10 protein-coding genes are annotated in these 12,683 nt (G+C 71.7%); 5 read left to right on the forward strand and 5 right to left on the reverse strand.

Features of this window, described 5'->3' with window-relative positions; genetic code table 11:
• Positions 1-244: 244 nt before the first annotated feature.
• From pgi to HF577_RS08575, 3 genes are all read right to left on the reverse strand, one after another.
• Entirely contained in the window at positions 245-1,918 is a 1,674-nt protein-coding gene (pgi, locus tag HF577_RS08565; protein WP_169395218.1) for a glucose-6-phosphate isomerase, read from the reverse strand.
• A gap of 11 nt (positions 1,919-1,929) precedes the next feature.
• A complete protein-coding gene (locus HF577_RS08570) occupies positions 1,930-2,709 on the reverse strand; it encodes an ROK family protein (RefSeq protein ID WP_169395219.1) in 780 nt (259 codons plus the stop codon).
• Positions 2,710-2,806: 97 nt separating this feature from the next.
• Positions 2,807-4,054: a threonine synthase gene (locus tag HF577_RS08575; protein WP_312859017.1), complete on the reverse strand. Its 1,248-nt coding sequence runs from the start codon at positions 4,052-4,054 to the stop codon at positions 2,807-2,809.
• Positions 4,055-4,338: 284 nt separating this feature from the next.
• On the opposite strand from HF577_RS08575, the gene HF577_RS08580 reads away from it, so the two are divergent.
• Both HF577_RS08580 and HF577_RS08585 read left to right on the forward strand, forming a co-directional pair.
• Positions 4,339-4,863 carry a DoxX family protein gene (locus HF577_RS08580; protein WP_169395220.1) on the forward strand — a complete coding sequence of 175 codons (525 nt, stop codon included), beginning with the start codon at positions 4,339-4,341 and terminating at the stop codon, positions 4,861-4,863.
• A complete protein-coding gene (locus tag HF577_RS08585; RefSeq protein ID WP_169395221.1) occupies positions 4,860-6,686 on the forward strand; it encodes a thiamine pyrophosphate-requiring protein in 1,827 nt (608 codons plus the stop codon). The genes HF577_RS08580 and HF577_RS08585 overlap by 4 nt, the downstream gene beginning before the upstream one ends.
• Here the strand turns inward: HF577_RS08585 and HF577_RS08590 are convergent, their stop codons facing one another.
• Positions 6,687-8,084 (reverse strand): nucleobase:cation symporter-2 family protein, encoded by a 1,398-nt coding sequence (locus HF577_RS08590; protein WP_169395222.1) that lies wholly within the window; start codon positions 8,082-8,084, stop codon positions 6,687-6,689.
• A 55-nt stretch (positions 8,085-8,139) separates the two neighbouring features.
• Here HF577_RS08590 and HF577_RS08595 point away from each other — a divergent pair, with 55 nt between their 5' ends.
• Positions 8,140-9,075, forward strand: coding sequence for a HipA family kinase (locus HF577_RS08595; protein ID WP_312859018.1), 936 nt, complete (start codon positions 8,140-8,142; stop codon positions 9,073-9,075).
• Positions 9,072-9,479 (forward strand): DUF3037 domain-containing protein, encoded by a 408-nt coding sequence (locus tag HF577_RS08600; protein ID WP_169395223.1) that lies wholly within the window; start codon positions 9,072-9,074, stop codon positions 9,477-9,479. Before HF577_RS08595 ends, HF577_RS08600 begins: the two co-directional genes overlap by 4 nt.
• Positions 9,480-9,569: 90 nt before the next feature.
• Here the strand turns inward: HF577_RS08600 and HF577_RS08605 are convergent, their stop codons facing one another.
• Positions 9,570-10,724, reverse strand: coding sequence for a D-alanyl-D-alanine carboxypeptidase family protein (locus tag HF577_RS08605; RefSeq protein ID WP_169395224.1), 1,155 nt, complete (start codon positions 10,722-10,724; stop codon positions 9,570-9,572).
• Between the two features lie 768 nt (positions 10,725-11,492).
• On the opposite strand from HF577_RS08605, the gene HF577_RS08610 reads away from it, so the two are divergent.
• Positions 11,493-12,626 (forward strand): BMP family lipoprotein, encoded by a 1,134-nt coding sequence (locus HF577_RS08610; protein ID WP_312859019.1) that lies wholly within the window; start codon positions 11,493-11,495, stop codon positions 12,624-12,626.
• Positions 12,627-12,683 lie beyond the last annotated feature (57 nt).

Here is a 12,683-nt window from a genome sequence, read left to right on the forward strand (position 1 = left end):
GAGTCCGGCGGGCGCCGCCAGGTCGATCGGTACGGGGGCGGCGCGACCCGCCGGCGCGGCGCGGTCGACGCGCTGCGCGTTGCCGGGCACCACGTCGCCCCTGGCCGCCCGGCCCCCGGCCGGAGCCGTGCGGCCGGCCGTGCCGTCGCCGCCGTCCTCGTCCTGCACGTGCCTCATCGCTCCATCCTGGTCGCCGTGGTGGCATCCGGCCCGCCGGGCCGGACGCCCTCCGGTCGACCAGGCCTCACATCGAGCGGCCGCGCCACTCCCGGTACCGGCGCACCAGCGCCGCGGTCGAGGCGTCGAGGCCGCCGGTGTGCGCCTCCGGGTCGGAGAGCACCGGTCCCAGCTGCCGAGCCAGGACCTTGCCCAGCTCCACACCCCACTGGTCGAACGAGTCGATGCCCCAGATCGTGCCCTCGACGAACGTCATGTGCTCGTAGAAGGCGATCAGCTGACCGAGTACCGACGGGGTCAGCTTCCTCGCAAGGATCGCGGACGACGGCCGGTTCCCCGGCATCACCTTGTGCGGAACGATCTCGGCAGGCGTGCCCTCGGCCGCGATCTCCTCGGCGGTCTTGCCGAACGCGAGCGCAGAGGTCTGGGCGAACAGGTTGGACATGAACAGGTCGTGCATGTCGCCGCTCGTGCCACCGTCGGGCACCGACACGTCGTGGTTGGGCTCGGCGAACCCGATGAAGTCGGCGGGGACGAGCCGCTTGCCCTGGTGCAGCAGCTGGTAGAAGGCGTGCTGGCCGTTGGTGCCCGGCTCGCCCCAGAAGATCTCGCCGGTGGTGGTGGTGACGGGGCTGCCGTCGCCGCGCACCGACTTGCCGTTGCTCTCCATCGTGAGCTGCTGGAGGTAGGCGGGCAGCCGGTGCAGGTACTGGCTGTAGGGGAGGACGGCGTGGGTCTGGGTGTCGAAGAAGTTGACGTACCAGACGTTGAGCAGCCCCGCGATGACCGGCAGGTTCTCCTCCAGCGGCGCGGTGCGGAAGTGCTCGTCGATCGCGTGCATGCCGGCGAGGAACTCCCCGAACTGCTCCTTGCCGATCGCGACCATGAGCGAGAGCCCGATCGCGGAGTCGACGGAGTAGCGCCCGCCGACCCAGTCCCAGAACCCGAACATGTTGTCCTCGTCGATGCCGAAGGCGCTCACCTCCTTCGCGTTCGTGGAGACCGCCACGAAGTGCTTGGCCACGGCCGACTCGTCGCCACCCAGCCCCGCCAGCAGCCAACGGCGTGCGACCTGGGCGTTGGTCAGCGTCTCCAGCGTGGTGAAGGTCTTGGACGAGACGATGAACAGCGTGGTGGCCGGATCGAGGTCGCGGGTGGCCTCGGTGATGTCGGTCGGGTCGATGTTGGAGACGAACCGCATCGTCAGGTCGCGGTCGGCGTAGGCCTTCAGGGCCTCGTAGGCCATCACGGGTCCGAGGTCGGAACCGCCGATCCCGATGTTGACGACGGCGCGGATCCGCTCGCCGGTGTGGCCGGTCCACTTCCCGGAGCGCACGGCGTCGCTGAAGCTGCCCATCCGGTCGAGCACCGCGTGCACGTCGGCCACCACGTCCTGGCCGTCGACCTGCAGGGTGGCGTCGCGCGGCAGCCGCAGTGCGGTGTGCAGCACCGCCCTGTCCTCGCTGGTGTTGATGTGCTTGCCCGAGAACATGGCCTCGGTGCGCTCCGGCAGGCCGGCGGCGCGGGCGAGCGCGGTGAGCAGCGGCACCGTGTCGCGCGTGATGCGGTGCTTGGAGTAGTCGAGGACGAGGTCGGCGCCTGCTGCCGTCATGGCGGCGGGGCGGTCGGGGTCGGCGTCGAACAGCTCACGCAGATGCAACCCGGCCACGGCCTCGTGGTGCTCGGCCAGCGCGGACCACTCGGCGGTGGAGGTGATGTCGATTGCGGGCACGTCCGCCATCCTGCCGCGTATCAGGACTTGGCGGGGGTGGGGACACTCTCCTGGGCGCCGATGCTGCGGTCCCACAATGCGATGCCCCCGAGCAGGCCGGAGATGTTCGGCACGAGTGTCCGGTTCGGTCCGAGCTTGTCCGCATCGAGCCGCTTGGCGTTGCCGCCGCCGACGTAGACGTGGTCGGGCAGCACCATCGCCTCCAGCGCTTCGAGGGCGTCCATCACCCTCTCGCGCCAGTGCTCCTTGCCGACCTTGTGCCGTTCGTTGTCGCCGCAGGCCACCTCGATGGAGTGGCCGTGCCCGAAGCGCCCGTGCGAGAGCTCCATGTGCGGCAGCAGCATGCCGTCGAAGAACACCGCGCACCCGACGCCGGTGCCGAGTGTGATCACCAGCTCCATGCCGTGGCCGGAGATGACGGCGCAGCCCTGCACGTCGGCGTCGTTCGCCACCCGCGTCGGCTTCCCGAACCGCTGTTCGAGCGCCGTCTCCAGCTCGAAGCCGGTCCACTGCGACACCAGCTCAGGGTCGGGCTGCTGACCGGGCCCGTGGCGGGAGAAGGCGGGGACCTCGCGGACCCGGCCTCGGCGGATCGCCCCGGGGAAGCCGACCGAGACGCGGTCGTAGGCGGGCTGGGTGCCGGCGAGTGTCGTCAGCTCGTCGAGCAGCACCGGTGGAGTGCACGGGTACGGCGTCTCGCGACGCTCGCGCTCGGACATCATCTCGCCCTCCGGCGACAGCACGGTGGCTTTGAGCCCCGAGCCGCCGACGTCGATTGCCAGTGTGAGCGGTCCAGCCATGCCCGTGGTCCTCCTCGTGCCGTGCCTCCACCGCACCGTAGCCGGGTGGACTCACGGCTGTCATGGCGAGTGCTCCACAGGGGATCGACGCCGGACGTCAGCCGGGGATGACACCGTCCTTCGCCAGGGTGGGCACGTCGACCGCCACCGTGTCCGGGTAGATAAGCCCGGTCCCGGTGTTGAGCACGACGACGTCCTCGCTGCCGTCGAGCCAGCCGGACTCCCGCAGCTGCCCCACCGCCGCGAAGCACGCCGCTCCTTCGGGGCACACCCAGGTGCCCTCGTCGCGGGCGAGCGCAGCCTGCGCGGCGAGCAGGTCCTCGTCGGTGACCGCCACCGCGGTACCGCCGGTGGACCGCACCGCGTCGAGCACGAGGAAGTCACCCAGCGCCTTCGGCACGGTGATGCCGAACGCGACGGTGTGCGCGTCGACGGGGGCCGTGCTCTCGGTGCGTCCGGCGTGGAACGCGTCGACGATCGGCGCACATCCCGTCGCCTGCACCGCGACGAGCCTCGGCAGGTCGCCGGTCAGCCATCCCAGCTCGCGCAGCTCCAGCAGCGCCTTGTGGATCGCGATGATCCCGACGCCGCCGCCGGTCGGGTAGAGGATGACATCAGGTGCCCGCCAGCCGAGCTGCTCGACGATCTCGTAGCCCATCGTCTTCTTGCCCTCGATGCGGTAGGGCTCGCGCAGGGTGGACGTGTCCTGGTACCCGTCGCGCCCGGCCACCGCCGCAGCGATCAACCGACCGGCGTCGCCGATCAGCCCGTCCACCAGGTACAGCTCGGCACCGGCCACCACGCACTCGCGGCGGGTGATCACGGGCGCGTCGACGGGCATCGCGATGAGCGCGCCCATCCCGGCGCGTGCCGCGTAGCTCGCCCATGCCGCGCCGGCATTGCCGTTCGTCGGCATCGCGATCCCCGTGACGCCCAGCTCCGCCGCCCGCGAGATCCCGACGGCGGCGCCACGTGCCTTGAACGCCCCGGTGGGGACCAGTCCCTCGTCCTTCATGCGCAGGCGCGGGACGCCGAGCCGGGCGCCGTGGCGGGGCAGGTCGAGCAGCGGCGTCATGCCTTCCCCGAGGGTGACCACATGTGCGGGATCCCGCACGGGCAGGAGCTCGTGATAGCGCCACAGGTCCGGCGGGCGGGTCGCGATCTCTGCCGGTGTGACGGTGGCGGCCGCGCGCTGCAGGTCGTAGCGGGCGAGCAGGGGAGCACCGAGCGGGGAGGTGCCCTGCACGACGTCGGCGTCGTGGCGGGAGCCGTCACGGGAGCACTCGAGGTGCGAGAGAGCGGAGAAGGACGTCGTCGGATGGGCGGGGGCCGCAGGAAGAACCACGACGGCAGGCAATCCTGCTGCGACGAGCGCGTCAACTGTGACGTTCGTCCTGATCGAGCGCCGACACGATGTGGTGAAGATCATGACGAGCGGCCCGTCCTGCGCGACGGTCGGACGCGGAAACGTCGAGATGGGCACTCGGTCCCTTATGTCCGCTGCTCATCGCGCATGACCACCCAGCCGTCGAGGCATCCGTGTGACGTCGGATGCTCGACCGCCTACGTCAGGTTCACTGGTGGTCACTCCCCGGATCAGATTGATCACCCAGCGCTTCGGAGGACTTGATGTTGCACCGTCCCCTGCCCCCGCCTGCCAGCGACGTGGCACTGCTGCTGGCACGCATCCTCATCGGCGTCGTCATGTTCGCCCACGGCTACCAGAAGATGGTCATCAGCGGTATCGGCCGCACCACCGAGGGGTTCGAGAACCTGAGCATCCCGCTCGCCATCGTCTCCGCGTCGTTCGTGACGGTGGTCGAGTTCGTCGGCAGCGCGCTGCTGATAGCGGGAGCGCTCACGCCGGTGGTGTGCGCTCTGATGCTGGTCATCATGAGCGGGGCGGCGATCTTCGTCCACATCCCCAACGGCATCTTCGTCGCCAACGGCGGGTGGGAGCTCGTCGGCGTGATCGCGGCGGGCCTCATCGCCATCACCGCCACCGGCCCCGGCCGCTTCAGCATCGACCACATCGTCCGCACCCGGCAGCACCAGCAGCCCGACGTGCAGGCGCCCCCGCCTCCCACGCGCCACGCCGTTGAGGCGGAAGACACCTTTTGGCGCAGTCCCGCGGGGGGCAACCAGGGGGCATGACGCCGCAGACCGCCGCCACAGGGGCCCAACCCCGTCGCCCCACCGTCGCCGACCACGTGGTCGACCGGTTGGCGTCGTGGGGTGTCAGGCACTACTACGGCTACCCGGGCGACGGCATCAACGGCATGACCTCGGCGCTCCAGCGGCGGCCCGACACGCGGTTCGTGCAGCTCCGGCACGAGGAGACCGCCGGTTTCGCCGCCGCTGCGCACGTCAAGTACGGGGGTGGGCCGCTCGGCGCGGCGCTCGTGACGTCGGGGCCGGGGGCCGTCCACCTGCTCAACGGCCTGTACGACGCCAAGCTCGACCACCAGCCCGTCGTCGCGCTCGTCGGGCAGACCGCTCTCACCGCTCAGGGCGGCGGCTACTACCAGGAGATCGACCTCCTGGCGCTCTACAAGGACGTCGCGGGCTTCCTCGCCCAGCTCGACGACCCCAACCAGGTCCGCCACCTGGTCGACCGGGCCTGCCGCACGGCGCTCGCCCACCGCACCGTGTCGGTGCTGGTCCTGCCGAACGACATCCAGGACGAGAAGGCCGTCCTCGACCCGCCGCACAGCCACGCCCACTTCGCCACCTCGAACGCGCCGAGCACCCGGGTCACCGTCCCGCCGGAGGCCGACCTGCGTGCCGCCGCCGAGCTGCTGCGCGGCGGCGAGAAGGTCGCGATGCTCGTCGGCCAGGGCGCGTACGGCGCCGAGGCCGAGGTCGCCGCGATCGCCGAGCGGCTGGGGGCCGGCGTGGCCACGGCGCTGCTCGCGATGCCCGTGGTGGACCAGCGTGAGCCCTGGGTCACCGGCTCGATCGGCCTGCTCGGCACGGGGCCGAGCTGGTATCTGATGAAGGAGTGTGACCGGCTGCTGATCGTCGGGTCGAACATGCCCTACGGCGAGTTCTACCCTTCGGAGGGCCGGCCCGCGGTGCAGATCGACATCGACGGCGCCCAGCTGGGCCTGCGCTACCCCACCGAGGTCAACCTGGCCGGTGACGCCGCGCCCACCCTGCGTGCGCTGCTCGACCTGCTCGCCGGCCACACGCCGCCCACCGAGTGGCGCGACGACATCGCCACGCGCACCGCGGCGTGGCGGACGGCGCAGCGCAAGGTGGCCGAGCAGAAGGCCGACCCCGTCAACCCGCAGCTCGTGCTCGCCGAGCTCGACGAGCGGCTGCCCGCCGACGCGATGCTCGCCGTGGACTGCGGCACCGTCACCGCGTGGTTCGCCCGGCATCTGCACCTGCGCCCGGGGATGCTCGCCAGCCTGTCGGGCACGCTCCTGTCGATGGGGGGTGGCCTGCCGTACGGGATCGCCGCGAAGTTCGCCCACCCGGACCGCCCGCTGTTCGCCCTGCTCGGCGACGGGGCCATGCAGATGAACGGGGTCAACGAGCTGATCACGGTCTCGAAGTACTGGCGGGAGTGGGCGGATCCGCGGTTCGTGCTGCTCGTGCTCAACAACCGCGACCTGTCGTTCGTCAGCTGGGAGCAGCGCGCCGAGGAGGGCACGCCGAAGTTCGACGACAGCCAGCTGCTGCCCGACGTCGACTACGCGGCATGGGGCCGCACGCTGGGGCTCCACGGGATTCGCGTCGACGATCCGGCGCACGTCGGCGCGGCATGGGACACCGCGCTCGCCGCCGACCGCCCGACCGTGATCGACGCGGTCGTCGATCCGGCCGAGCTGATGATCCCGCCGCAGTTCACCCTGGAGCAGGCCCGACACACCGCCACCGCGGTGATCCGCGGCGACTCGGACTGGCGCGGGATCCTGCGTCGGGGCGTGCCGACGGCGGTAGCCACCCTGCTGCCGCACCGGGCCGGCTGATCAGCCGTCGGTCCGCGGATCCACCACGTGTCGGGTCGCGGCCGCCGAGCCGACGTCGGCGAGCGACGGGTCGCCCGGCGGCCGTCCCCACGGCAGGTGGTTGAACAGCAGGTTCAGCAGGAAGGCCACGATCACGCACGAGGTGATCGAGGAACCGACGATGATCCCGAACGTCGCCGGCAGCTTCTCGTAGAACGAGGGTGCCACCACCGGGAGCATCCCGATCCCGATCGAGACCGCGACGATCATCAGGTTGTTCGTGCCGTCGAAGCGGACCTTGTGCAGGGTCCGGATGCCGACGGCGGTCACCGTGGCGAACATGATCAGGCCGGCGCCGCCCACCACCGGTCCGGGGAGCGAGGCCACCACCTCCCCGAACTTGGGCACCAGGCCCAGCAGCAGGAGGATCGCGCCGGCCACCGCGGGGACGAACCGGCTCCGCACACCGGTGAGCTGCACCAGCCCGACGTTCTGGGCGAAGATCGTGTCCGGGAACGAGTTCAGCACGCCCCCGAGCACGCCGGAGAAGCCGTCGGCGGCGAGCCCGCGCGCGATCCGGGCCGGTGTGAGGGGCTCGCCGATCGTCTCGCTGACGGCGAGCATGTCGGCCGTCGACTCGGCGAAGATCACCAGCATCACCACGCACATCGAGATCACGCCGGCGAGCGGGAACTGCGGCGCCCCGAACAGGAACGGCGTGGACACCCCGAACCAGGGCGCGGTGGCGACCCCGGAGAAGTCGGTGAGCCCCATCGGGATCGCCACGAGCGCACCGACGACGAGCCCGGTGAGCACCGCGATCTGGCCGATGAAGCCCCGCACGAACCGCGTGATCAGGACGATGAGCAGCACGATCCCCCCGGCGAGCGCGAGCCCGGGAACGGCGCCGTAGTCCGGGGCCGTCGAGTCGCTCCCCGCGATCAGGCCGGCCGCCGCCGAGATCAACGAGAGCCCGATGATCGTGATCACGCTGCCCGTCACGACGGGCGGGAAGAACCGGATGATCCGCGAGAACGGCACCGCGATCAGCAACCCGAAGATCCCCGAGACGATCATCGAGCCGTAGATGCCGACCAGGCCGAAGTTCTGTCCGATCAGGATCATCGGGGTGACGGCCGTGAACGTGGCGCCGGTGACGATCGGCAGCCGCACCCCGAGGATCTTCCCGATGCCCAGGGTCTGGATCAGCGTGATGATGCCGGCGACGACGAGGTCGGCGTTCACCAGCAGCCCGATGGTGCGGGTGTCCAGGTTCAGCGCACTGCCGACGATCAACGGGACGGCGACGCACCCGGCGTACATCACGAGCACGTGCTGCACGCCGAGCACCAGGAGCCGTCCCGCTGGTGGCACCTCGTCGACCGGGCTCTTCCCGCCGATGGCTTGCGCGTCGGTCATGCGGCCGCCTTTCGTCATCCTGGGAGGGACCGTAGATCTCGTTCGTTAACGCGGCGTGACGACGCGCCAGGAAGCGCGCGCGGCGGGGTGCGAGGATGGCGCCGACGGCGACCCGGGTCTCGGAGCAGGGGGTGAGCGGATGCTGCGGCACGTCACGGCCATCCGGTACGTCACGCCGCTGCGCGAAGGCGGGTCGCTTCCCGGCCTGATGGAGGCCGACGACCTCGGCACGTACGTCGTCAAGTTCCACGGGGCCGGGCAGGGCCGCAAGGTCCTCGTGGCGGAGATCGTCTCCGGGGAGCTCGCCCGCGGGCTGGGCCTGCCCGTCCCGGAGCTGGTCACCGTCGAGCTCGACCCGGCCCTGGGCGCCTCCGAGCCGGACCAGGAGGTGCAGGAGCTGCTGCGGGCGAGCCCGGGGCTGAACCTCGGCATGGACTTCCTGCCGGGCGCGCTCGACCTCGACCCCACCGCCTTCGCCCTCGGCCCGGAGCTCGCGGGGCAGGTGCTGTGGTTCGACGCGCTCGTCGGCAACGTCGACCGCTCGTGGCGCAACGTCAACATGCTGTTCTGGCACGGCGCGCCCTACCTGATCGACCACGGGGCCACGCTGACGTTCCAGCACGCCTGGTCGGGTGCGCAGGGGTGGGTGCGCAGGCCGTACGACGCCGCCGACCACGTGCTCCTCGGCTCCGCGCCCGACCTCGACGCGGCCGACGCCGTGCTCGCGCCGAGGGTCACCGCGGACCTGCTGCGCGCCGCGGTCGACGCCGTGCCCGCCCAGTGGCTCGCCGACGAACCCGGCTTCGCCGGTCCCGACGACGTCCGCGCGGCCTTCGTCGCTGCGCTCCTCGCCCGGCGGGACGCGCGCGAGGCGTGGCTCCCGGGTGTGCGGGCCGCGGTCGACGCCCGCCGGGACGGCCACGGCGAGCCCCCGGCCACCCGCGGACCGAAGCCCCCGTTCTGGGTGACGCAGGGGCAGGGCCGGGCATGACGGGGCGCCACGCCTTCGAGTACGCGGTGCTGCGGGTGGTGCCGCGGATCGAGCGCGGGGAGTCGTTCAACGCGGGCGTGCTGCTGTACTGCCGTCCGCTGGACTACCTCGGGGCGCGGGTGCACCTCGACCCGCAGCGACTGTGCGTGCTCGACCCCGCCGCCGACGGCGCGGTGATCGCCCGCGCCCTCGACGCGGTGGCGGCGCTGTGCGGCGACGGCCACACCGAGGCGGCCCGCTACGCGGGACCTGCGGGGGAGGAGGACCGGGGCCGCCGGTTCCGGCGTCTCACCGCTCCGCGCAGCACGATCGTGCAGGCGGGCCCCGTGCACACCGGCCTCACCACCGACCCGGAGGCCGAGCTCGACCGCCTCCTGGCCGCCCTGGTCCTCCCCCTCCCCTGACCCGGCCGAGCACACACCCCCGCGAGTCGCCCGTTCCTGACCCGCGAGTCGCCCGTTTTCCGTGCGCGAGTCGCCCGGAACCCGTTGGCCTCAGCTGCGGGACCGGCGCCCCACCGCGACCACGGCGACCGTTGCGCCGACCACGACGGCGATCCCGATCGGCAGGAGGGGCAGTTCCGGCTGGGTGCTCGGCGGGACAGGCTCGCTCGACGCCACGGCCGGCGGGGGAGGATCGCTCGTCGCCGTGGGGGCGACCACCGGCGCCCGGTCCACGAGGGTGCCGACCGGTGTTCTGTCCATCGGCTGGGCGAAGCCCCAGTCCAGGAGCGCCGCAGCCTGTCTCCACATCGGCTCGGGATGCTGCTCGCCACGCATGAGCGCGACCACGAGGCGTCGGCCGCCGTGCTGGGCAGCCCCGACGAGCGTGTGCCGTGCGGCGTCGGTGAACCCGGTCTTCTCACCGAGGGAACCGGGATAGCGGGCCAGCAGCCTGCTGGTGTTCGACAACGCGAACCCCGGCCGGTCGCCGTATCCGGGGAAGGGCACGGACGGCGTGGTGAGCGTGCCGGCGAACAGCGGGTCCCGCATCGCCACGCGGAACAGGACCGCGAGGTCGTAGGCCGACGACGCGATCCCTGGCCCGTCGAGCCCGGATGGCGTGGCCGGGAGCGTGTCGAGCGCACCCACCTCGCGGGCAACGGCGGTCATCCGGGCCAGCATGACGGGGTCGCCGCCGACCGCGCGGCTTAAGGCCTGGGCGGTGTCGTTGCCGGAGTTGAGGAGCAGGCCGGCCACCAGTTGGCGCACGGTGTAGCGGCCCCCGGCCCCGATGCCGGCCTTGCTGCCCTCGATCTGCATGTCTTCCGTCGTGGCGCCGACCACCGCGTCCGGGTCGAGGTTCCGCAGCGCGACCAGCGCTGTGAGCACCTTGAGGGTTGACGCGGGCCGGTGCCGCGCATGCGGCGCTCGGGCGGCGAGCACGGCACCCGAGTCCAGGTCGGCCACGACCCACGACGCGGCTCCCACCTGCGGCGCGCCGTCCGTTCCGATCTCCCCGCAGCCACCCAGCTGCGGACCTCCCACCGGCTCGGCCGGCCAGGGCAGCGGCTCCGGTGCAGGCCCGACGACCTCGGTCGGGGCCGGCGGCGGCGGAGGCACCTGCTGACCGGGACAGCCGACCGACGGCCCGGAGGTGATGGGCGCAGCAAGGGCGGCAACCACCGCGATCACGCCCAGGAATCGCACGCTGCGACTCTACGGTCGGGTACCGCCGTGACGGTCGGAGTGACAGGAGCACCCCCCTGTCGCCGAAACCATTCACCCGATGCGGGCGCCCCGGCGACCGAAATGCCCGAATCCGCGTAATCCGCAATCCGTCCCCCGCTCGGTCGGGCCGGACGATAAGGCGGCGGTCAGAGTTGCGCTGCACGTTCGGCAATGACGCATTACGCCGCGGCCGCGACGCATGAGCCGGTGCTCGCGGATCGGGTCGGCCCGTGAGGTGGACGCGGGGCGGGCCGCGGCCGGGCTGAGCACGGACACCCCGGCCTGATCATTCCGAGATCGGCGAATCCGCCTCTGCGAGGGCGGATCTGTGGTTCTCACGGCGATCACCGACCCGGTTCGGCGACATGATCGGTCCGAGATGCGGATGTCCGCCCTTTTGAGGGCGGATTCGTGACTCTCGCCGCGATCAACGGGGCCGGTCGGCGCGGGAGCGGAGGGGCGGAGCGCTCGCCGTATCTCTGTGCGACTCGCGCCAGAAGCGGGCGACTCGGGCGCGCAAAACGGGCGACTCGCGCGGCGGGAACGGGCGACTCGCGGGGGTGGGGGTGGCGCGAGGTTGCTCGGGGTGATCCTGTGGTCACCGACCGGAGCCGACGATTCGGTCACGCCGCGGAGTCCATCGTGTGAACTGATCTGTCGCTCGGCTACGGTCCCTCCGTCGTGCCGTCCGAGATCGGGACGGCCGGAAACAGGAGGCGTTCTTCAGTGCGGATCAGACGAGGATTCGTGCTGGCAGCTGCCGTGCTGACCAGCGCGCTGGTGGTGGTGGGCTGTGCCCGCGACACCGGGAACACCCAGCCCTCCGCCGGCGGTGGAACCAACGCGGGAGCGTGCGCGAAGAACGCCGCGCCGCAGGTCCCGGCGGGGGGTGCCGCGAACTCGGCGGCGCCCCTGCCGAACGCCGACGCGAGCGGGCTCAAGGTCGGTCTGGCGTTCGACATCGGTGGGCGCGGCGACGCGTCCTTCAACGACGCCGCAGGCGCCGGTCTCGACCGGGCGATCAGCCAGCTCGGCCTGATGAAGCAGAACACCAAGGAGCTGACGGCCGCTCCGAACGAGAGCGAGGACGCCGCGGCGACCCGCCTGCGCCAACTCGTCAGCGAGGGCTACAGCCCGATCATCACGGTCGGCTTCAAGTACGCCACCGCGCTGAAGACGGTCGCCGCCGAGAGCCCGAACACCAAGTTCGCGATCGTCGACGACAACTCGGTCGAGCTGCCGAACGTGACGCCGCTGGTGTTCGCGGAGGAGCAGGGCTCCTTCCTCGTGGGTGCCGCCGCCGCGCTCAAGACGCAGACCTGCAAGATCGGGTTCGTCGGTGGTGTCGAGCAGCCGCTGATCCAGAAGTTCCAGGCCGGCTACGTGCAGGGCGCGAAGGCGGTGGCCCCCGACATCCAGGTGGACGTCGATTACCTCACCCCGGCCGGTGACTTCACCGGCTTCAGCGACCCGGCCAAGGGCCAGGTCGTGGCCACGGGCCAGCTCGACGGGGGCGCCGACGTGATCTACCACGCCGCGGGCGCGTCCGGTCAGGGTGTGTTCCAGGCCGTGAAGGCCGCGGGCAAGTCGGCCATCGGCGTCGACTCCGACCAGTACAACATCCCGGGCCTGGCCGACGTGAAGGACGTGATCATCACGTCCATGCTGAAGCGGGTGGACGTGGCGGTCTTCGACTACATCAACGCCTCCGCGGCCGGGAACCTCACGACGCTGCCGAAGGTCTTCGACCTGAAGGTGGACGGGGTCGGATACGCCACGTCCGGCGGCAAGGTCGACGACATCGCCGCCCAGCTCGACGCCTACAAGGCGGCCATCATCAGCGGCGCGATCACGGTCAACTCGACGCCGTCGTCGTCCTGAACCTGGGGCACCATCGGGGGGCCGGGAGCCGCCGCGCGCGGCCCGGCCCCCCGGATC

The organism is Pseudonocardia xinjiangensis (assembly GCF_012911925.1).
Taxonomy (GTDB): domain Bacteria; phylum Actinomycetota; class Actinomycetes; order Mycobacteriales; family Pseudonocardiaceae; genus Pseudonocardia; species Pseudonocardia xinjiangensis.